19 protein-coding genes are annotated in these 20459 nt (G+C 74.1%); 8 read left to right on the forward strand and 11 right to left on the reverse strand.

Translation table 11 applies throughout. The features are described from left to right. Positions 1–21 precede the first annotated feature (21 nt). Complete coding sequence (locus ACFQZ6_RS07325) at positions 22–1629, reverse strand: MFS transporter (protein ID WP_381605810.1); 1608 nt, start codon at positions 1627–1629, stop codon at positions 22–24. A gap of 225 nt (positions 1630–1854) precedes the next feature. Between ACFQZ6_RS07325 and ACFQZ6_RS07330 the strand changes: the two genes are divergently transcribed. Both ACFQZ6_RS07330 and ACFQZ6_RS07335 read left to right on the forward strand, forming a co-directional pair. After that, entirely contained in the window at positions 1855–3141 is a 1287-nt protein-coding gene (locus ACFQZ6_RS07330; RefSeq protein WP_381605812.1) for a mannosyltransferase family protein, read from the forward strand. A 263-nt stretch (positions 3142–3404) separates the two neighbouring features. Continuing rightward, entirely contained in the window at positions 3405–4529 is a 1125-nt protein-coding gene (locus ACFQZ6_RS07335; protein WP_381605814.1) for a phosphatase PAP2 family protein, read from the forward strand. 40 nt (positions 4530–4569) lie between these two features. Here the strand turns inward: ACFQZ6_RS07335 and ACFQZ6_RS07340 are convergent, their stop codons facing one another. Next, positions 4570–4785 (reverse strand): I78 family peptidase inhibitor, encoded by a 216-nt coding sequence (locus tag ACFQZ6_RS07340; protein ID WP_381605816.1) that lies wholly within the window; start codon positions 4783–4785, stop codon positions 4570–4572. Positions 4786–5224: 439 nt separating this feature from the next. Between ACFQZ6_RS07340 and ctaD the strand changes: the two genes are divergently transcribed. Then, positions 5225–6904, forward strand: a complete 1680-nt coding sequence (ctaD, locus tag ACFQZ6_RS07345; RefSeq protein WP_381605818.1) for an aa3-type cytochrome oxidase subunit I — start codon at positions 5225–5227, stop codon at positions 6902–6904. On the opposite strand, the gene ACFQZ6_RS07350 is transcribed toward ctaD, so the two are convergent. Next, positions 6892–8190, reverse strand: coding sequence for an ABC transporter substrate-binding protein (locus ACFQZ6_RS07350; RefSeq protein WP_381605820.1), 1299 nt, complete (start codon positions 8188–8190; stop codon positions 6892–6894). The two genes, ctaD and ACFQZ6_RS07350, sit on opposite strands and share 13 nt — an antisense overlap. Further along, the gene (locus ACFQZ6_RS07355) at positions 8159–8707 is read right to left on the reverse strand and encodes a hypothetical protein (protein WP_381605821.1); all 549 of its coding nucleotides are present in this window, start codon (positions 8705–8707) and stop codon (positions 8159–8161) included. Before ACFQZ6_RS07355 ends, ACFQZ6_RS07350 begins: the two co-directional genes overlap by 32 nt. A gap of 128 nt (positions 8708–8835) precedes the next feature. Here ACFQZ6_RS07355 and ACFQZ6_RS07360 point away from each other — a divergent pair, with 128 nt between their 5' ends. From ACFQZ6_RS07360 to ACFQZ6_RS07370, 3 genes are read left to right on the forward strand one after another with little or no spacing between them, the layout of a single operon-like run. Continuing rightward, the gene (locus ACFQZ6_RS07360) at positions 8836–9345 is read left to right on the forward strand and encodes a hypothetical protein (RefSeq protein ID WP_381605823.1); all 510 of its coding nucleotides are present in this window, start codon (positions 8836–8838) and stop codon (positions 9343–9345) included. After that, a complete protein-coding gene (locus ACFQZ6_RS07365) occupies positions 9345–12023 on the forward strand; it encodes an ABC transporter permease subunit (RefSeq protein WP_381605825.1) in 2679 nt (892 codons plus the stop codon). Before ACFQZ6_RS07360 ends, ACFQZ6_RS07365 begins: the two co-directional genes overlap by 1 nt. Beyond that, complete coding sequence (locus tag ACFQZ6_RS07370) at positions 12020–12670, forward strand: ABC transporter ATP-binding protein (protein ID WP_381605827.1); 651 nt, start codon at positions 12020–12022, stop codon at positions 12668–12670. Before ACFQZ6_RS07365 ends, ACFQZ6_RS07370 begins: the two co-directional genes overlap by 4 nt. Here ACFQZ6_RS07370 and ACFQZ6_RS07375 read toward each other — a convergent pair. Then, positions 12648–13265 carry a transglycosylase family protein gene (locus ACFQZ6_RS07375; RefSeq protein ID WP_381605829.1) on the reverse strand — a complete coding sequence of 206 codons (618 nt, stop codon included), beginning with the start codon at positions 13263–13265 and terminating at the stop codon, positions 12648–12650. The two genes, ACFQZ6_RS07370 and ACFQZ6_RS07375, sit on opposite strands and share 23 nt — an antisense overlap. A gap of 107 nt (positions 13266–13372) precedes the next feature. Continuing rightward, on the reverse strand, positions 13373–14053 hold the full coding sequence (locus tag ACFQZ6_RS07380; RefSeq protein WP_381605831.1) for a LysM peptidoglycan-binding domain-containing protein: 681 nt from the start codon (positions 14051–14053) through the stop codon (positions 13373–13375). A 547-nt stretch (positions 14054–14600) separates the two neighbouring features. Between ACFQZ6_RS07380 and ACFQZ6_RS07385 the strand changes: the two genes are divergently transcribed. Together ACFQZ6_RS07385 and ACFQZ6_RS07390 are read left to right on the forward strand one after the other, a co-directional pair. After that, positions 14601–15383: a hypothetical protein gene (locus tag ACFQZ6_RS07385; RefSeq protein WP_381605833.1), complete on the forward strand. Its 783-nt coding sequence runs from the start codon at positions 14601–14603 to the stop codon at positions 15381–15383. Between the two features lie 88 nt (positions 15384–15471). Further along, complete coding sequence (locus ACFQZ6_RS07390) at positions 15472–15834, forward strand: hypothetical protein (RefSeq protein ID WP_381605835.1); 363 nt, start codon at positions 15472–15474, stop codon at positions 15832–15834. A gap of 55 nt (positions 15835–15889) precedes the next feature. On the opposite strand, the gene der is transcribed toward ACFQZ6_RS07390, so the two are convergent. The 5 genes from der to aroH form a co-directional block, all read right to left on the reverse strand. After that, positions 15890–17371 carry a ribosome biogenesis GTPase Der gene (gene der, locus ACFQZ6_RS07395; protein WP_381605837.1) on the reverse strand — a complete coding sequence of 494 codons (1482 nt, stop codon included), beginning with the start codon at positions 17369–17371 and terminating at the stop codon, positions 15890–15892. Positions 17372–17454: 83 nt separating this feature from the next. Continuing rightward, positions 17455–18102, reverse strand: a complete 648-nt coding sequence (locus ACFQZ6_RS07400; protein WP_381605839.1) for a lysophospholipid acyltransferase family protein — start codon at positions 18100–18102, stop codon at positions 17455–17457. Then, positions 18099–18776 carry a (d)CMP kinase gene (gene cmk / locus ACFQZ6_RS07405; protein WP_381605841.1) on the reverse strand — a complete coding sequence of 226 codons (678 nt, stop codon included), beginning with the start codon at positions 18774–18776 and terminating at the stop codon, positions 18099–18101. Before cmk ends, ACFQZ6_RS07400 begins: the two co-directional genes overlap by 4 nt. Before the next feature lie 113 nt (positions 18777–18889). Beyond that, positions 18890–19975 (reverse strand): prephenate dehydrogenase, encoded by a 1086-nt coding sequence (locus ACFQZ6_RS07410; RefSeq protein ID WP_381605843.1) that lies wholly within the window; start codon positions 19973–19975, stop codon positions 18890–18892. Continuing rightward, complete coding sequence (gene aroH / locus ACFQZ6_RS07415) at positions 19972–20334, reverse strand: chorismate mutase (protein WP_381605845.1); 363 nt, start codon at positions 20332–20334, stop codon at positions 19972–19974. The genes ACFQZ6_RS07410 and aroH overlap by 4 nt, the downstream gene beginning before the upstream one ends. Positions 20335–20459: the final 125 nt, after the last annotated feature.

The raw sequence follows: 20459 nt of genomic DNA on the forward strand, positions 1-20459 counted from the left end.
GTGTGGTGGGAAATCACCCGCTCACGCGGAGACGCGGGACTTCTCGGCGCCGCGCTGCGCAGGCACCTCGGCAGGAGCCGCCTGCTCGCAGTGCATGAGGCGCGGCAACCGCAACGCCATCAACGCCCCCAGCAACAACAACCCCGCACTCACCAGCAACGTCACGTGCAGCCCGTGCACGAAACAGTCCCGGGCCACCCGACGCAGGGCCTCCCCCGCCGACCCGCCCAGCCGCCCGGCGACCTCGTACGCCTCCCCGAGGGAGTGCCCGGCGTCCGCGGACGCCGACTCCGGCACCCCCGGCACGCCCCGCACCCCCGGCGCGTACGCCGCGTTCATCACGCTGCCGAGCAGCGCGATGCCGATCCCCGCGCCGAGCTGGTACGACGTCTCGCCGATGGCCGCCGCGCCGCCCGCCTGCTCCGGCGGGGCCTCGCTCAGCATCGACTCGTACGCCCCGAACAGCGTCGTCTCCAGGCCGAAGCCGAGCAGCACGAACCCGGAGAGCATCAGCGCGGGCTGGTCGTGCCGCCCCAGCGCGGTCAGCAGCACCACCGCGCCCGCCGTCAGACAGAACCCGAAGCACACCATGCGCCGGGGCCCGAACCGCCGCAGCATCCGGGCGCCCGCCAGCCCCGCCGCCATCGCGGCGACGGTCAGCGGCAGCAGCCGCAGCCCGGTCTGGAGGGGCGAGAGCCCGAGCACCAGTTGCAGGTACTGCGCGGCGATCAGTTCGAGCCCCACCAGGGCGAGCATCGCCAGCACGATGCACCCGACGGCGGTGCTGAACGCCGGGCGGGCGAACATCCGCAGGTCGACCAGCGGGTGCGGGCGGCGCCGCTGCCGCCGTACGAACAGCGCCAGCAGGGCGGCACCGGCCAGCAGCGGCACCACCGTGAAGGGGCTGGCCACCGACTCGCCGCCGCCGAGCCGCTTCACCCCGAGGACCATCCCGAACAGCCCGGCCGCCGCGGTCAGCGCGCCCACCACGTCCCAGGGGCCCCGGCCGTCGCCGGTCGACTCGGGCAGCAGCAGCCGCCCCACCGGCAGGCTGACCAGCATCAGCGGGATGTTGACGAGGAAGACCGAGCCCCACCAGAAGTGCTCCAGCAGGAAGCCGCCGAGCAGCGGCCCGACCGCCGCGCCGACCGCGGCGACCGCGCTCCACACGCCGATCGCGAGCGCCCGCTCGCGCCGGTCGGGGAAGACCTGCCGCAGGATGGACAGCGTCGCGGGCATGATCATCGCGCCGCCGACGCCGAGCAGCGCCCGTGCGAGGACCAGCATCTGCGGGCCCGGGGCGAGGGCCGCGAGCAGGGAGGCGACGCCGAACAGGGCGTAGCCGAGGAGCAGGACGCGTCTGCGTCCCACCCGGTCGCCGAGCGTGCCGAAGAGGATCAGCAGCGAGGCGCAGACCAGTGGGTAGACGTCGACGATCCAGAGCAGCTCTATCGCGCCGGGCTTGAGGTCCTCGGTGACGGCGGGGATCGCCACGTGCAGCACGGTCGCGTCGACGGCGACCAGCAGCAGGCTGACGCAGAGGACGACGAGAACCACCCAGCGGTTGGCACCGGCCCCGGCCGCCCGACGGCGCAGCCCAGCGGCGGCGGCCGAGGTCGTCCCGGACATGTACACGTACCTCCCAGATGTTCCCTCGCGTCCGGCGGGCTCACGGGGTGGGGACTCCCCGCGACTCGACCGGAGAGGAGCGGCTCCTCCGGCCCACGCAGACGAACGGCGAGTGACACGTCAGCGTACGCGAGTTCCGGACGGGGTCACGTGGCGGACCTCTCACACCCGCACCGGAACCATGTGGCGTACGCCACTCCGCTTCCCCACCGGATAATCGAGCCCGTGATCGATCTCGCGACGCGCGTGGCGCCCCCGGCTGCCGCGCCCACCTGGCGCCGGGCGGCCCCGGCCCTGCTCGGGTACGCCGCCGTGCGTGCCCTGGGCCTGCTCGTGCTGGCCGGATGGAGCGCCGCGCGCGGCAAGAGCGCGTACGAACTGCTCACCGCCCGCTGGGACGCGCTCTGGTACACCAGGGTCGCGGAGCTGGGCTACGGCTACGAGGTGCGGCTGCCGAACGGCGACGTCCACTCCAACCTGGCCTTCTTCCCGCTGCTGCCGTGGCTGGAGCGGCTGGGGCACGCGCTGACGCCGCTGTCGTACGCCGACTCCGGCTTCGCCGTCAGCCTGCTCGCCTCGCTCGCCGCGGCCTGGGGGATCTTCGCGGTGGCGGACCATCTGTACGGGCGGCGGGCCGGGGTCTGCGCGGTGCTGCTGTGGGCGGCGCTGCCGGTGGGGATCGTGCAGTCGATGGCGTACAGCGAGTCGCTGTTCACCGCGCTGGCCGCCTGGGCGCTGTACGCGGTGCTGACCGGCCGCTGGGTGACCGCGGGCGCCCTCGCGCTGCTGGCGGGGCTGACCCGGCCGGTGGGTCTCGCGGTGGTGGCGGCGGTGTGGACGGCCGCCGCCGTGACGCTCGTACGCGACGGTCGGGCCGGAGCGGTGATGCCGTCTGGGCGGGCCGGGCCGGTTGCGCCGTCCGGGCGGCCCCGGAGCGCGGGCTCGCCGTCCGGCGCCCGGACGGCCGAACACGCCCCCCTGCCCTCCCCCGGCCCGCTCCTGGAGGGCGCACCGGTCTGGCGGCGCGCCCTCGGTATGGCTCTCGCGCCCCTGGGCGCCGCCGGGTACGTCCTGTGGGTCGGCCACCGCACCGGCACCGGCCCGCTCGGCTACCTCGACGTCCAGGCGGGGTGGCGCAACGGCTTCGACGGCGGCTACGCCTTCGCCCGCTTCGTCGCCGAGAAGTTCACGTCGTTCCCCGCGGCCCTGGCGGGCGCCGGGCTGGTCGTCGGGGTGGGGCTGCTCGGCTGGCTGTACGCCGTCTGCGTCCGGCAGCGCCAGCCGCTCCCGCTGCTGGTGTACGCGGGTGTCGTCACCGCCCTCGCGCTGTGCGCGTCGAGCTACTTCGGCTCGAAGCCGCGGCTGCTGCTGCCCGCCTTCCCGCTGCTGCTGCCGCCCGCCCGCGCCCTGGCACGGGCGCGTCCGCGCAGGTCGGCCCTGGTGGTGGCCGCGGCGGTGGCGGTCTCGGCGGCGTACGGGGCCTTCTGGCTGAACGGCTCCGGTCCCCCGTGAACCCGGGACGGCACCCCGACGACCCCCCGACGACCCCGCGGTGATCGCCCGGGAAATACAGCCCCACTATCCGGTGAACACACATAAAAGCAAGCCAAAACATTACCCGAGGAATGATCAAAGGAATTGCAGGGAAGGGGCTCCTGGGATTACGGAATCCCTGGCAATAAACCCCCGCCCTGAGAGGAATCCCACATCACATCGTCATTACAACCCCGGTGATTCGCGGGGGATCCCACCTCACTCCCTGTAACGTCGATTGGGTGCGTACCGAACCAATGCCGACCCGGCTCGACCGGATCTTCGCCCGACTGGACCGTGAACCAGTGCGGCCCGTCCTCGACGTGCCGCGGATGACACGGCACCGGGTGGTGCTCTTCGGCGCGACGCTCGCCTTCTACCTCGCCATCGTGCTGGCCGTCGCGGTCACCTCGTGGCTGGTCCGCTTCGACTGGCAGGCGATGCTCTTCCGGCCGTACCAGCAGTGGCCGGAGATCCACGCCTTCCTGGACTACTGGGTGGTCCTCGGCCAGCGCGGCCCGACCGCCGTGATGGTCGCCGCCTGGCTCGGCTGGCGGTCCTGGCGGCAGCACACCCTGCGTCCGCTGCTGGCCTTCGGCGCGGCCCTGCTGCTGCTGAACATCACCGTGGGGGCCGTGAAGTACGGCCTGGGCCGCTCGGGCCCGCACTACGCGACCGACGTCGGCTCCAACGAGATGTGGCACTGGTTCCAGGCCGGAAGCGACATATTTCCCTCCGGACACACCGCGAACGCGGTGGTGACCTGGGGCATCCTCGCCTACCTGGCCTCCACGCCACGCGCCCGGCGCTGGCTGTCGGCCCTGTCGGCGGTGCTGTCGCTGAGCGTGGGGCTGACCACGGTCTACCTCGGTACGCACTGGCTGAGCGACGTGGTCCTCGGCTGGACCGCCGGTCTGCTGATCCTGCTCGCGCTGCCCTGGTGCGAGCCGCTGATCGCCCGCGCCGAGGCGGGCATCCTCGCCCAGCGCGACCGCTGGACCGCGAGCCACCGCGGTCCCCGGACGGCCCCGCGGCCCACGCCCGCCCCGGCCCCCGTCGCCGCGGTCATCGGCCGCGCCGCCGGGTCCACCGCCTCGGGGCGCGGCGGCGACGCCGCTCCCGCGTTGGTCGCCTCGGCGGCCCCGCAGGACGAACCCGAACCGGAGCCCGACCCGGCCGCGCCGGTGCGCGAGACCATCCTGCCGTCCACGGTGCGGGCCAACCGGCCCCCGTACCTCGCCCCGGGTCCGCACACGGCCCGCTCCGAGCGCACCCCGGTCACCCCGGTGGGCAGCCGCAGGCCGCCGCACTCGGACCGGGCGCCGCGCAACGCGCCGTCCGCGGCCCGGCCCATGACGGGCGGCTGAGCGGGCGGCGCCGCCCGCTCAGCCGCTCCGGGCGCGCCGCTCAGCCCTTCCAGGCCCGCGCCACCCGGTCGTCCTTGACCTCGAAGTTCAGCCGCCCCACGCGGTACTCCATGGTGATGATCGCGCCCGGCGGCAGCGACCGCACCGTGGACCAGCCCCGCTCACGCGCGAGCCGCTCGGCCGCCGCCCCGTCGAGGCCCACGTAGGCGTCCGGGTCGTCCTGGGGTTCCGCTGGGGGTGTGGGAATGGGTGCCATACGGCCACGCTAGGCGCCGCCCGGCGGCGGGGGAAGCCCAGGCCGTGCACCGAGGGTCACTGATCCCCCTCCGGTCACACTTCTGTCACAGGATCACGACACGCGTTTCGGTCGTACTCACCCGGCCGGATGAGTGGACCCGTACCTCTTCGGCGGGCTTTCGCCCGCAATTCCCGCGTGTCGCCGCGGCCCGTCGAATAAAGCGGCGGAAAGTGCTCGGAAGACTGTCCGAGAACCGTGCCCAGAGCCCTTTCCTTTCCGTTTCCGGGCGGGCCGCGGCGCCCCGGTGCCGCACAGGAAATACCCGGCTCCCCCACAGCACCCCCGTCCGCCCCCTGTCGGAGCGCGCCCCAGCGCGAGCATCATGGCGAGGGCCCGCGGCCACGGCGCGGGCTTCCACGGGCCCGGGGCGCGACGAGCGAAGGGGCGAGCGAAGGCCATGGGGACGGAGACGGTACCGGCGACGGCAGGACCCGGAGCGACCGCGCGGCACGGCCGGGTGATCGTGGACTGGCTGACCACCACCGACCACAAGAAGATCGGCCACCTGTACCTGATCACCTCCTTCGGCTTCTTCCTGGTCGGCGGGGTGATGGCCCTGCTGATGCGGGCCGAGCTGGCGCGGCCGGGGCTCCAGCTCGTGAGCAACCAGGAGTTCAACCAGCTCTTCACGCTGCACGGCACGATCATGCTGCTGCTCTTCGCGACCCCGAGCTTCGCGGGCTTCGCCAACGAGCTGATGCCGTTGCAGATCGGCGCGCCCGACGTGGCCTTCCCCCGGCTGAACATGTTCTCGTACTGGCTGTTCCTGTTCGGCGGGCTGATCGTGCTGGGCTCGCTGTTCGTGCCCAGCGGTCCGGCCGACTTCGGCTGGTTCGCCTACGCGCCGCTGAACAGCGAGGAACGCTCGCCCGGCATCGGCGGCGACCTGTGGATCATGGGGCTCGCGCTGGCCGGGTTCGGCACGATCCTCGGCGCGGTCAACTTCATCACCACCATCGTCGGGATGCGCGCCCCCGGGATGACGATGTTCCGGTTGCCGATCTTCACCTGGAACACGCTGTTCACGTCGATCCTGGTCCTGATGGCGTTCCCGGTGCTGGCGGCGGCGCTGCTCTGTCTGGAGGCCGACCGGCGGTTCGGCTCGCACGTCTTCGACGCGGCGAACGGCGGGGCGCTGCTGTGGCAGCACCTGTTCTGGTTCTTCGGGCATCCCGAGGTCTACATCATCGCGCTGCCGTTCTTCGGCATCATCACGGAGATCATCCCGGTCTTCAGCCGCAAACCGCTCTTCGGCTACATGGGCATGGTCGGCGCGACGATGGCGATCACCGGTCTGTCGGTGGTGGTGTGGGCGCACCACATGTTCGCGACCGGCGCGGTGCTGCTGCCGTTCTTCTCCTTCATGAGCTTCCTGATCGCCGTGCCGACGGGCGTGAAGTTCTTCAACTGGACCGGGACGATGATCAAGGGCTCGCTGTCCTTCGAGACGCCGATGCTCTGGTCGGTGGGGTTCCTGGTGACCTTCCTGTTCGGCGGGCTGACCGGGGTGATCCTCGCCTCGCCGCCGATGGACTTCCACGTCACCGACACCTACTTCGTGGTGGCCCACTTCCACTACGTCGTCTTCGGCACCGTGGTCTTCGCGATCTTCGCGGGCTGCTACTTCTGGTGGCCCAAGTTCACCGGCAAGATGCTCGACGAACGGCTCGGCAAGATCCACTTCTGGACGCTGTTCACCGGCTTCCACACCACGTTCCTGGTGCAGCACTGGCTGGGCGCCGAGGGGATGCCCCGTCGCTACGCCGACTACCTCGCCGCGGACGGCTTCACCGCCCTGAACACCGTCTCGTCGATCGGCGCCTTCCTGCTCGGCATGTCCACGCTGCCGTTCCTCTACAACGTGTGGAAGACCGCGAAGTACGGCGAGCGGGTCGGCGTCGACGACCCGTGGGGCTTCGGCCGCTCCCTGGAGTGGGCGACGTCCTGCCCGCCGCCGCGCCACAACTTCCCGGCGCTGCCGCGCGTCCGCTCCGACTCCCCGGCGTTCGACCTGCACCACCCGGACCACGCCGTCCGCCACGAGGCCCAGGAACCCGAGCGGGCTCAGGGCTCGTAGGCCAGTTGCGGGACGTCGAAGCAGGTCCTGGTCATCTCGCCCTGCGTGACCCAGCCCTGGCCGTCCTGCCAGCGGGCGACCGAGAGGCAGTTGCGGCGGTGGGTGGGCGGCTCGGGGCTCGCCCGGAAGCTCACCGGGAGGAGCAGGCCGCCCGCGGTGTAGCCGTCCGCGCGGTGGACGTGGCCGTCGACGCACGCGCGCGTGACGCCGTCCGCCTCCTTCGCGCACGCCGTGGCCGCGTCCGTGAACCACTTGGCCGCCGCCCAGCCCTCCAACTGCCACTGCGCGTGCGTCCCGAGCCCTTCGGTGGCGTCCCGGAACTCCCGTACGGCCGGATGGCCGGTGTCCTCGAAGTTGCGGCTGGAGCCGGTCGCCCACAGGGCGTTGCGGCAGCGCGGCGCGTCCCGGTAGGCGTCCTCGACGGCGGACGTCCAGTTCTGCACGTTGGTCACCTTGGCGGTGACGCGGGCGCCGACGTCGTCCATCGCCTGGCACAGCCGCGCGTTGCCGTGGCCGTCGACGGCGTCGAAGACGAGGTCGACGCCCTGCTCCTTCAGGTCGGCGGCGACGGCGCGGAAGTTGGGCAGCGCGAAGTCGACCTGCTCGCTGACGACCCGGTAGCCCTCCGCCCTCAGCCCGCGTTCGACGAGCCGGGCGTAGGCGGCGGACGCGGCCTGGTTGTAGGAGACGACGGCGGCGGTGCGGGCGCCGTGCGCGCGCTTGAAGTACCGGTAGACCTCGGTGCCGCCGTACAGCCTGCCGTCCCAGCCCGGCTCGCCGTTCCTCGGCGCCGAGGTGCCGTAGACGCTGTAGAGGTGCGGGTAGGTGTCGTAGGCGGCGCCGATGGGCTGGCCGCCGATGTCCGGGACGCCCGCGCGGGACACCAGCGGGGCGCCCGCGTAGTCGAGGGCGGTGGTGGCGACCAGCGCGACCACGTCCTCGTCGATCAGCCTGCGCACGCACGCGTTGTTGCCGACGCCGCTGCCGCCGTCGTCGCACTCGCGCACCTCGACGCGGCGGCCGTCGACGCCGCCGCGCGCGTTGAGGCGGTCGAAGTAGGCGCGGGCGCCGTCGCGCGGGCCGGTGAAGGCGTCGCCGCCGACCGGGCTGGTGGCGCTGGTGACGATGCCGACGCGCAGCGGGCCGGGGGCGGGCACGCGCGTGCGGGTGCGGTCGTCGTGCGCGAAGTCGCTCTCCGGGAGCCGACTGCCGCAGGCGGTGGCCAGGGCGAGCGCCAGCACCGCCGCGACGGCCTCAGCAGCCCGGGACCGGCGCCGTCGACCCATCGCCGCTCAGTCGCACCAGCGCGCACAGCGTCTTCGCGGAGACCTTCCAGGTGCCGTCCTGCTCGACCGCCGTACCGGAGGCGTCCGGCAGGGCGGTGGCGCCCCGGAGGGTGAGGGTGTACGTCACGTTGGCCCCGGTCGCGGAGGTGAACTCGACCTCGGTGACCTCGGCCTGGACCTGGCCGCCGCGTTCGTCGCCGCTGAAGGCGCGCAGCACCGGGGCCATCTGGTCGCCGTTCTCCAGGACGGTCTGCTTCTCCTCCAGGGAGGTGCCCGGGTCGAAGAACTTCCGCCAGTTGTCCTTGATCTCCCGCTCGGCCTGGGCGGCGTCGGCGGGCGCGGTCGCCGCGCCGGTCGTGGTCCGCTGCGCGGTCGGCGTCGGGGGCGTGCTCTCGCTGCCGCCGCCCTCGTCGTCGCCGCACGCGGCGAGTGCCGGGCCGAGGAACAGCAGGAGCGCCGCCGCCAGCGCCGTGGCCCGTGCCCTCGTCCCCCGCCTGGGGTCGCTGCCGAGAACCATCTGGCTCACCACCGGGTGTCGGTCCGGGCGGTGGGCGCCCGGTTCTTTCAGGGTCAGCTCCCGGAAGGCATAGTGCAAGCCATCGGCGCCGGCACGTGCACCGTCCCCCTGACGCGTGGGAGCCAGCGATGCGGACAGCCCGACTGCGCAGTGTGCGTCCCGTCCTGTGGGCGGGGTGGGCCGCGCTGGCCGTGGGCGCGGTGCTGTGCGTGCTCGGCTGGTACGGCGTCTCCGGCGAGCGCTACGCGGAGCGGCAGTTGCCCTACCTCGCGTCCTGCACGGTGCCCGGCGCGGCGCTGATCGTCGCAGGGGCGGTGCTGCTCACCCACGGCCGGGGCACCGTCGCCGCGAGCCGGGTGGAGGAGCTGTACGGCCTGCTGGTGGACGTGGCGGCGGCCGACGCCGGGGAGCCCGGCCGGGTGGCGGCGGTCACGCCGGTCGCGGTCAGCGGCGAGCTGCGGATGGTGCCGGGCGGCACGCTGCTGCACCGCGCGGACTGCCCGCTGGTCGCCGGGAAGGCGGAGGCGGTGCCCGTCGACGGGCGGCTGCTCGCGGACGGCGACCTGGAGCCGTGCCCGATCTGCGAGCCGGGCGAGCCGGACGAGGCAGGCGAGCCGGGCGAGGCGGACGGGGACTGATGTCGTCCCTGACCTACGACCTCACGCTGGCCGGTCTCTCGGTCGGCAGCGCCGCCGCGCTGACCGGTGTCGGGCTGATCGTGACCTACCGGGCGACGGGCGTGCTGAACTTCGCGCACGGGGCGATCGCGATGGTGTGCGCGTACGTGCTGCGCGGTCTCGTCGTCGACGGGGGCTGGCCGGTGTGGGCGGCGGCCACGGTGACGCTGCTGGGGGTGGCGCCGGGCCTCGGGGTGGTGCTGGAGCGGTTCGTGTTCCGTCCGCTGGCGGTGCTCGGCGGCGATCCGGCGCGGACGCTGGTGGCGTCCACCGGGGTGTTCGTGCTGCTGGTCGGCGGGGCGGCGCTGGTGTGGGGGCAGGGCGCGCGGGACGACGCGCCGGAGGTGGTGCCCGCCGAGCCGTGGGGGCAGTTGGCGGTGGTGGTCGTGCTGGCGGCGGGGGTCGCGGCGACGGTCCGCTGGACGCGGTTCGGGCGTGAGCTGCGGGCGGTGGTGGACGACCGGCGGCTGGCGGTGCTCACGGGCGTGGACGCCGACCGGGTGGCGGCGGCGGGGTGGGCGTTCGGCGCGTTCACGGCGGGGCTGACCGGGGTGCTGCTGGCGCCGTACGTGCGGCTCGACCCGTACGGACTGCCGCTGCTGGTGATGGAGGTGGTCGCGGTCGCCGTGGCGGCGCGGATGCGGGCGCTGTCGGTCGCGGTGGCGGTGGCGCTGGGCCTGGGGATCGCGCAGAGCCAGCTCACCCGACTGCACCCGTCCGGGTGGGCCGAGCCGCTGCTCCAGGCGGTGGGCGCCAACCTGTTCGTGGTGGCGCTGCTGGTGGCGGCGCTGGTGCTGCCCGGCGTCGGCACCCGCGACGCGCTGCCGCGCACGGCGACCGCGCGGGTGCCGACGCCGCCGGGCGCGTGGATCGTCGTCGGGGTGCTGTTCCTGCTGCCGTTGGGGTTCGCCGGGTCGGACCTGCACACGTCGGTGCAGGTTCCGGCGCTGGGGGTGGTGCTGCTGTCGCTGGTGGTGGTCACCGGGCGCGGCGGCCAGATCTCGCTGGGGCAGGCGGCGTACGCGGGCCTGGGCGCCCTGTTCACCGCGCTGCTCGCCGCGGGCCGCTTCCCGGGGCTGCCCCGGCTGCCGGAACTCCTCGCGCTCGCGGTCGCGGTGGCGCTGGTCGCGCCGCTGGGGGTGCTGACCGGGTGGCCCGCGATCGGCAGGCGGGGGCTGGCGCTGGCGCTGGCGACGTTCGCGGTGGGCGTGGGCGTGAGCCGGTTCGTGTTCGCGCAGCCGTACGCCACCGCCGGGCTGGCGCTGGGCCGTCCGGCCGGGTTCGAGGGGGACCGCGCGTACTACGTCCTGGAGCTGGGCCTGCTCTGCCTTGCCCTGCTGACGGCGCGTGCTCTGCGCCGGGGCCGCACCGGGCGGGCGCTGGCGGCGATGCGGGACCACGAGGCGGGCGCGCGGGCGGCCGGGGTGCGGGTGCCGTCCCTGAAGCTGCTGGCGTTCGTCTCCGGCGCCGCGCTGGCCGCGCTCGGCGGCGGGATGCTCGGCATGGGCCTGCGCGCCTTCGACCCCGGCGCCTACGACCCCGTACGGGGCCTGCTGTGGTTCGCGGCGGTCGTCGTCCTGGGCGCCGACAGCACCCTCGGCGCGCTGGCCGCCGCGGCGCTCCTCGTCGGCCTGGACGCGGGCGCGCGGGGTGGCGTGGCCGCCGCGGTGGTCGGCCTGCTCGCCGTCCTCGTCGGCCGCTTCCCTGGCGGGCCGTACGAGGCCCTGCGCACGGCGGCGCGACGCCTGCGCCCGCAAGGGCACCGGGCCCGGCTGACGCCGCTGGGGCGACGACTGCGCGCCCGGCTCCGGCCGGGGGGAGGGCGGGGTCGGCGCGGTGCTGGTCTGACGGGGGCCACGGCGGTGGGCCGTCCGGCGCCGCGGGGGGCGCGGCGGCAGGGGGCGGCCCGGCGACCGCCGTACCCCGCGCACGCACCCACCCCCGCCGCCCCTCCCCTCCTCACCGCCCGCGGACTCCACGTCGTCTACGGCGGTTTCGCCGCCCTCGACGGGGTCGGCATCGAGTTGCCGCCCGGTCAGGTCACCGCCGTCGTCGGGCCGAACGGGGCCGGGAAGAGCACGTTGTTCCACTGTCTCGCGGGGACCGTGCGGCCGGTGCGGGGGCGGGTCGGGTACGGCGGGCGGGACATCACCCGGCTCGCGGCGCACGCGCGGACCCGGCTCGGGATCGCGCGGACGTTCCAGCAACTGGCCGTCTTCCCGACGCTGACGGTCGCCGAGAACGTCCGGGTCGGCGCCGAACAGGGGCGGGTCGTCGACCCGGGCGCGGTGGAGCGGTCGCTGCGGCTGCTCGGCCTGGACGGGCCGGTGCGGGTGCTGCCCGCCGCCGGGCTGCCCACCGGCACCCTGCGCCGCGTCGAGCTGGCCAGGGCCCTCGCGGGCGGCCCGCGCGTGCTGCTCCTCGACGAGCCCGCGGCGGGACTCGACACCGCCGAGGTGGCCGCCCTGGCCCGCGTGCTGAAGGCCCTCGCCGCGGACGGCACCGCGCTGCTCGTCGTCGAGCACGACCTCGACCTCGTGGCGGACCTCGCCGACGTCGTGCACGTGATGGCGGCGGGCCGGATCGTCGCCTCCGGGCCGCCCGACCGGGTCCTCGACGGCCGGGAGGTCACCGCGTGACCATCGCCCTGCGCCACGCGCGCGTGCGCTACGGCCCCCTGGAGGCCCTGCACGGCGTCACCCTCGTCGCCCCCTCCCCCGGCCTGACGGTCCTGCTCGGCCGCAACGGCTCGGGGCGTACGACGGCCCTGCGCGCGCTCGCCGGGACCGTCCCGCTGTCCGGTGGGGCGGTGGTGTGGGACGGCGCCGACGTCACCCGGGTACCCGCCCACGAGCGGGCCCGCCGGGGCCTGTGCCTGGTCCCGGAGCGGCAGGCGGTCTTCGGCTCCCTCACCGTCCGCGAGAACCTCGAACTCACCACTCCCGCCTACGCCCCCGCCCTCGACGCCTACCCGCAGCTCGCCCCGCTGCTGCCGCGCCGCGCGGGCACCCTCTCCGGTGGCGAGCAGCGGATGCTGGCGCTGTCCCGCGCCCTGCTGTCCCACGCGCGCGTGGTGCTCGTCGACGAGCCCGCGCAGGGCATGTCCCCCGCAGTGGCGGCTCATACCTACGAACTACTGGCGGCGCTCCACGCGTGCGTGGTCGTCGCCGAACAACGTGTGCCGCCCGCGCTGCACGGCCGGGCGGCACTCGTGTACGAACTGCGCCGGGGCGCCGTCGTCTTCGCCGGGGAGGCGGCCGAACTCAGGCGTCCGCGGCCCCGGTGAGCGGCGGCCCGAACACGGCCGGGGCCCGCTCGGGGCCCTGTGCGCGCAGCGCGCCCTTCGGCAGGACGAGCAGCGTCCCGACCCGCACCAGGTCGGGGCTGGCGCCGATGGTCTTCCGGTTGGCCTCGTAGAGGGTCCGCCAGCCGCCCTTGACGCCGTACTTGCGGGCGATGGAGGAGAGCGTGTCACCGGGTTTCACGGTGTGCATCCGGCCGCTGAGCCCGTACCGCTTGGAACAGACCGGCCAGGCCTCCCACCCCTGGACCGCGAGCACCTCCGAGGCGACCGCGATCTGCTGCTCGCGGGTGGCGAGGTCGGCGCGCGGGGCGTACTTCAGGCCGCCGAACTCCCGCCAGGTGGGCTGCCAGAACTGCAGCCCGCCGTAGAAGCCGTTCCCGGTGTTGGTGTCCCAGCGTCCGCCGCTCTCACAGTCGGCGACGCAGTCCCAGGGCCACTTGTCCTTGGGGCAGTGCTGGGGGGCGGACCCGGGCGGTGCGGCGGACCCGGGGGTGGCCGCGACGGCGGCGGGCGCGGGGGCGAGGGCGGCGAGCAGGGTCGCCGCGAGGACGCGCGAGATCCACGTGGGCTGGGGCATCGGCCCACGCTAAGCGGCGCCCGGCGCCCGCCCGGCGAGCCGCGCCCCGCGGCGCCGGGCGCCCCACCCGGTCGGCGGACCGGGCGAGGCTGGTGGCCGGGGGGCCGTCAGAGATCGAGCCGCTGGCCGGGCACGATCACGTCCGGATCGCCGCCGATGACCGCCCGGTTGGCGGCGTACAGCCGCTGCCAGTTGGTGCCGTGCCGGGCGGCGATCCCGCTGAGGGTGTCACCCGCGCGGACGGTGTAGTCACCGCGGGAGGAGCCGCGGTCGGTGTGCCCCGAGGTGTGCCCCGAGGTGCGCGCCGGGGCCTGCGCGGACTCCCGTGTCGGCGCCGTGTTGGTGCCCGAGCCGGTCTCCCCTGACCCGGAGGACGTCGCCGCCGGTGCGCCGCCGTACGCCCCGGCCCGGGCCGAGCAGGTCGGCCACGCGCCCCAGCCCTGGGCCTGCTGCACCTTGGTGGCGACGGCGATCTGCTGTTCCCTGGTGGCGCCGTCGGCGGTGGGCGCGTAGGCGGTGCCGCCGTAGGCGCGCCAGGTGGACGCGGAGAACTGCAGGCCGCCGTAGTAGCCGTTGCCGGTGTTGATGTGCCAGTTGCCGCCGCTCTCGCACTGGGCGATGCGGTCCCACACTCCGCCGTCCGCCGCCGCGGCGTCACCGCTGGCGGTCAGCAGCCCCAGCGGAGCGAGCAGCGCCGCCCCGGCGAGGACCACGGTCGTACGGGTCGTACGTGCCCTGCGGGCGTCGGCGCGGGCGTCGTCGCGGGTGGTATCGGCACATTCGGACATGGAACTCCCTCTCCACGGACCCGAGGTCCCCCGGACGGGACGCGTCCGCCGTGCGGGGGCACGGTGGTCGCGCTCCGTCCCGTCCACCGTGAGTGGTGCCGCGCGTCGGCCGTGGTGCGGCCGACGCGTCCGGTGGACGTCCCCGAGCGGTGCTCTTTGCACACGGCCGAGGAATGTACGGAGCGCGGCGAGCCCGCATCAACCAACTCCTCGTCCGAGCAGGCCAGTTCGGCGTTACCTGGGGTAACGGCGTTTTTCGGACAGCCCTTTCGTTCACCGATTTCCCGATTTGTCGACCAGCTCCGCGACCAAACTGTGAACTAGTTCACCGCGTCAAGTTCCTTGACGTGGCACGGAGTTGACCCTGAGTGCCCGGTTCCGTCCGCTCGGTGACGCTGTGCGATGGATGGTGGGATTCCGTTCGCCGTACAGCGTGACTCCCGCCACAGATCGCCCGTTGTCTTCTGCATGGGCCCGGGACCGACCCGGACCACGGGCCGGGAGCCACCCGGCCCCTGCCACGCACCGCATCCCGAGGGAGCCACCCGTGCCGCGCATGGTCGACGTCAGCGACGAGGTACGCGCCGAGATCGGCGACGAAGAAGCCGACCGGCTGCTCGCCGGAGACAACACCCCGGGCAGTTACGACTGCACGTCCTGCCGCACCCCGGGCGACTGTGAACGCGAGCGGACCAGCACCGTCCTGTTCGTCGGGGACGAGACCGCCGTGCTCGCCTTCGCCCACGCCACCTGTCTGCCCTCCCAGGTCGTCCAGGTCACCGAGGAGCAGTTGAGGGGTGCCGTGAGGTCCATCAGCGGCGACACCGTCGACCTGGAGCCGGAGAAGGTCGTGCCCGAGCAGGCCGTCCTCGGCGTCACCAGCGGGCTCGTGCTGCTCGCCGGTGAGCTGCACCCGGCGCTGGTCGTCGAGCCCACCGGCCCCATCGTGCGCCCCGGCGCCACCGGCGCGGGCGACGACTTCCTGCCGCTCCTCATCGAGCAGGGCTTCATGCCGCTGACCGAGCTGACCGGCGTCCCGCCGGTGCTGCACGGCTGGTCGGTGCTGCTCGCCATGGGCCAACTGCACGCCGTGCTCCAGCCGGGCACGAACGGCGGCCAGCCGGTGGCCTGGTGGCAGGCGCACCAGCCGCTCCAGGTCACCGAGAGCTGGCGGGCGGCGGCCAACAAGCACCAGCAGGTGCTGATGTTCGCCGCGCCGGTCGGCTCCATCGGCCGCCAGCCCCGCGAGGACCTGCTCCGCGAGGCCCTCGACAAGGCCGCCGCGGGCGGCAAGCTGGTCGCCGCCGCCCTGCCGCTCGCCGGTACCTGAGCCGTCGGAGCCACGGGGAAGCAGCGCACCGCCCCGCGCCCCTCGGGGCGGCCCGCATCCCCGGACGCGCGGGGTCGTTTGGACATACGTGCACGCATACGACGTTTCCCGCCGCCCGTCCCACCCGTCAGCCACCTCCGCACGACCGGACCACGATCCCCAGGGCGGCCCATCGGCCACACCGATCTACGACACGCTCTACGCCGAGTACGTCAAGACGTTCCGCGCGCTGCCGGGCGACCGCAGCGGCGAGGAGGAGCTGGCCTTCACCGCGTTCGGGACCACTCCGCACAGCACGGGCGGCTTCCACGTCCCCGCCCCGGCGTCGTACGGCGGTCCCCACGGGCAGCAGTGGCACCGCGTCGGGCAGCTCAGCCAGCTCGGGCAGCAGTACTACACCGGCACGCGCCACCTGCCCGCGCTGCCCCCGGCCCCGCGCAGAGGGCTCTGACGAACTGACGAGGGAGGGAAAGGGGCGCAGCCCTTTCCCTCCCTCGTCAGTTCTGTCACTTCTTCTTCGAGCGCTTCTCCCGCACCCGCACCGAGATGTGGATCGGCGTGCCCTCGAAGCCGAACTCCTCGCGCAGCCTGCGCTCGATGAAGCGCCGGTAGCCCGCCTCGATGAAGCCGCTGGCGAAGAGCACGAACCGGGGCGGCTTGGTGCCCGCCTGGGTGCCGAAGAGGATGCGGGGCTGCTTGCCGCCGCGGACCGGGTGCGGGTGGGCGGAGACCAGCTCACCGAGGAAGGCGTTCAGACGGCCGGTCGGCACCCGGGTCTCCCAGCCGTCGAGGGCCGTCTCGATCGCCGGGACCAGCTTCTCCATGTGCCGCCCGGTGCGCGCCGAGACGTTGACGCGGGGCGCCCACGCCACCTGGCCCAGCTCGGTCTCGATCTCCCGCTCCAGGTAGTAGCGGCGCTCCTCGTCGAGGGTGTCCCACTTGTTGAAGGCGAGGACGAGCGCACGGCCCGCCTCCACCGCCATGGTGACGATCCGCTGGTCCTGCACCGAGATGGAGTCGGCGGCGTCGATCAGGACGACGGCGATCTCGGCCTTCTCCACGGCGGCGGCGGTGCGCAGCGAGGCGTAGTAGTCGGCGCCCTGCTGGAGGTGGACCCGCTTGCGGATACCGGCGGTGTCGACGAACTTCCAGGTCTTGCCGCCCAGCTCGATCAGCTCGTCGACCGGGTCGCGGGTGGTGCCCGCGAGTTCGTTGACGACGACGCGCTCCTCGCCCGCGACCTTGTTCAGCAGCGAGGACTTGCCGACGTTCGGGCGGCCGATCAGCGCGACCCGGCGCGGTCCGCCGATGCCCGCGCCGCCGAAGGTCTCGCGCGGCGCCTCCGGCAGCGCCTCCAGGACGGCGTCCAGCATGTCGCCGGTGCCGCGGCCGTGCAGCGCGGAGACGGGGTGCGGCTCGCCCAGGCCCAGGGACCACAGGTACGACGCGTCGGCCTCGCCGCTCGGGCCGTCGACCTTGTTGGCGCACAGCACCACGGGCTTCCCGGCCTTGCGCAGCAGCCGTACGACCGCCTCGTCGGTGTCGGTGGCGCCGACCTTGGCGTCGACGACGAAGACGACGGCGTCGGCCGCGTCGATCGCGAACTCGGCCTGCGCGGCGACGGAGGCGTCGATGCCGAAGACGTCCTGCTCCCAGCCGCCGGTGTCGACGACCTTGAAGCGGCGGCCCGCCCACTCGGCCTCGTAGGTGACCCGGTCCCGGGTGACGCCCGGACGGTCCTCCACGACGGCCTCGCGGCGGCCGATGATCCGGTTCACCAGGGTCGACTTGCCGACGTTCGGGCGGCCCACGACGGCGACGACGGGCAGCGGGCCGTGCCCGGCCGCCTCGATGGCGCCCTCGACGTCCTCCAGGTCGAAGCCCTCTTCCGCGGCGAGCTCCATGAACTCCGCGTACTCGGCGTCGCCGAGCGCCCCGTGCTCGTGCTCGGAGTGGGCCGAGCCGTCGGGCTGGATCTGGTCGTTCATGAAGTCCGTACCTCGTAGTTCATTCGTGGTGATCGGTGGGGAGTGCCCGGTTTCACCCGGCACGACCCACTACTCAGTGTCGCCTAGCGCCCGGTGAGGCGCCTGGCGTTTTCCAGGTGGGTGGTGAGCTGCTTCTGGATGCGTTCGGTGGCCTCGTCGAGGGCCTTGCGGGTGCGGCGGCCGGTGCCGTCGCCCGCGTCGAAGGGGTCTCCGAAGACCACGTCGACCCGGCTGCGCAGCGGGGGCAGCGCCTTCACCAACCGTCCGGGGCGGTCGGAACTTCCCAGGACGGCCACCGGGACGACCGGGGCGCCGCTGCGGACGGCGAAGTAGGCGAGCCCGGCGCGCAGGGCGGCGAAGTCGCCCTCGCCCCGGGTGCCCTCGGGGAATATGCCGAGGACGCCGCCCGCCTCCAGGACGCCCAGCGCCCGGGTGATCGCCGTGCGGTCGGTGCTGGTGCGGTCCACCTTGAGCTGGCCGATCCGGGTCAGGAAGGGGTCGAGCGGGCCGACGAACGCCTCCTTCTTGACCAGGAAGTGCGTGGGCCGGGGCGCCACGCCCATCACCATCGGGCCGTCGATGTTGTGGGAGTGGTTGACGGCGAGGATCGCCGGGCCGGTGGCGGGCACCCGCCAGGCGCCCAGGACCCGCGGCCTCCACAGCCCGTACATCAGGCCGACGCCGATCCGGCGGCCGACCTCGGCGCCCCGCGCCGACGGCACCTCGGTCACTTCCCGGCCCGCTTCTCCTCGATGAGGGTGACGACGCACTCGATGACCTGCGTCAGGGTCAGCTCGGTGGTGTCGACCTCGACGGCGTCGTCCGCCTTGGCCAGCGGCGCGACCTTGCGGCTGGAGTCGGCGGCGTCCCGCTTGAGCAGGGCCTCGCGGGTGCTGTTGACGTCGGCGCCCTTCAGCTCGCCGCTGCGGCGCGCGGCGCGGGCCTCCGGCGAGGCGGTCAGGAAGATCTTCAGGTCGGCGTCGGGCAGCACGGTCGTACCGATGTCCCGGCCCTCGACGACGATGCCGCGCTCGGCGGCGGTGGCGATGGACCGCTGGAGTTCGGTGATCCGGGCCCGCACCTCGGGCACCGCGCTGACCGCGCTGACCTTGGAGGTGACCTCCTGGGTGCGGATCGGCCCGGCGACGTCCGTGCCGTCGACGGTGATCGTCGGGTGGGACGGGTCGGTGCCGGAGACGATCTCCGGCTTCCCGGCCGCGGCGGCGATCGCGGACGGGTCGTCGACGTCGATGCCGTTGGTCACCATCCACCAGGTGATCGCCCGGTACTGGGCGCCGGTGTCCAGGTAGCTCAGCCCGAGCTGCGCCGCCACGGCCTTCGAGGTGCTCGACTTGCCCGTGCCGGAAGGCCCGTCGATGGCGACAATCACTGCGGCGCGTTCCACTGTGGGGACACCTTTCCTGGTCCTGGGCGGCGGGGAGGGCGGAGTACGCCCGGAACAAGGTTACTGGGTACCGCTCACCCGTCCGGCCGACGGCTGTCGTGGCGGTGGGCCCCCTACTGCCGCACCGACCACCCACGCTCCCGCAGCGCCGCGCTCAGGACCGCCGCCGCCTTCGGCTCCACCATGAGCTGGACCAGGCCCGCCTGCTGCCCCGTGGCGTGTTCGATGCGGACGTCCTCGATGTTGACCCCGGCCCGCCCGGCGTCCGCGAAGATCCGGGCGAGCTGGCCCGGCTGGTCGTCGATGAGCACGGCGACGACCTCGTAGACGCGCGGCGCGGACCCGTGCTTGCCGGGGACGCGGACCTGGCCCGCGTTCCCGCGCCGCAGCACGTCCCGGATGCCGGCGGTGCCCTCCCGGCGCTTGGCCTCGTCGGAGGACTGCAGGGACCGCAGCGCGCGCACCGTCTCGTCGAGGTCGGCGGCGACGTCCGTGAGCAGGTCGGCCACCGGCCCCGGGTTCGCGGAGAGGATGTCGATCCACATGCCCGGCTCGGACGCGGCGATCCGGGTCACGTCCCTGATGCCCTGCCCGCACAGCCGTACGGCGGCCTCCTCGGCGTTCTCCAGCCGCGCGGCGACCATGCTGGACACCAGGTGGGGCATGTGGGAGACGAGGGCGACGGCGCGGTCGTGGGCGTCGGCGTCCATGACGACCGGCACGGCCCGGCAGTGCGAGACCAGCTCCAGGGCGAGGTTCAGCACCTCGGTGTCGGTGTCCCGGGTCGGGGTGAGCACCCAGGGCCGTCCCTCGAAGAGGTCACCCGTCGCGGCCAGCGGCCCGGACCGCTCCCGCCCGGACATGGGGTGCGTGCCGATGTACGACGTCAGGTCGAGCCCCAGCGCCTGAAGCTCGCGGCGCGGTCCGCCCTTGACGCTGGCCACGTCGAGGTAGCCGCGGGCCAGCCCGCGCCGCATCGCGTCGGCGAGCACCCCGGCGACATGGGCGGGCGGCGCGGCGACGATCGCCAGGTCCACCGGTCCCTCGGGCGCCTCGTCCGTCCCGGCGCCCAGCGCGGCTGCCGTACGGGCCTGCTCGGGGTCGTGGTCGGTGAGGTGGACGACGACGCCGCGCTGGGCCAGGGCCAGGGCGGCGGAGGTGCCGATGAGGCCGGTGCCGATGACGAGTGCGGTCCTCACTGGGCGATGTCCTTGCGCAGGGCGGCGGCGGCGCCGAGGTAGACGTGGTGGAGGTCGGCGCGGGGCCGGTCGGACTCGATGTGCGCGAGGACCCGCACCACGCGCGGCATGGCACCGGCCACGTCCAACTCCTGGGCGCAGATCAGCGGCACGTCGACGATGCCGAGCCTGCGCGCGGCGGCGGCCGGGAACTCGCTGCGCAGGTCGGGCGTGGCGGTGAACCAGATGCTGATGAGGTCGTCCGTGGCGAGCCCGTTGCGCTCCAGGACGGCGGTGAGCAGGGCCCCGACCCGCTGGTCCATGTGCCCGGCCTCGTCCCGTTCCAACTGGACGGCCCCCCGGACCGCTCGTACCGCCACAACCCGCTCCTTAGCTCGGCTCTCCGTCCGTCCAGCGTAGTCAGCGCGCCGGGGCCGGGCGCGCGGCGCCCGCCCGCTGAGACGACCGTTTTCTGGCGCTCCGTCCCGGCTTGCTTCACCTTCGG

The organism is Streptomyces flavalbus, assembly GCF_042674625.1.
GTDB classification, from domain to species: Bacteria; Actinomycetota; Actinomycetes; order Streptomycetales; family Streptomycetaceae; genus Streptomyces; species Streptomyces flavalbus.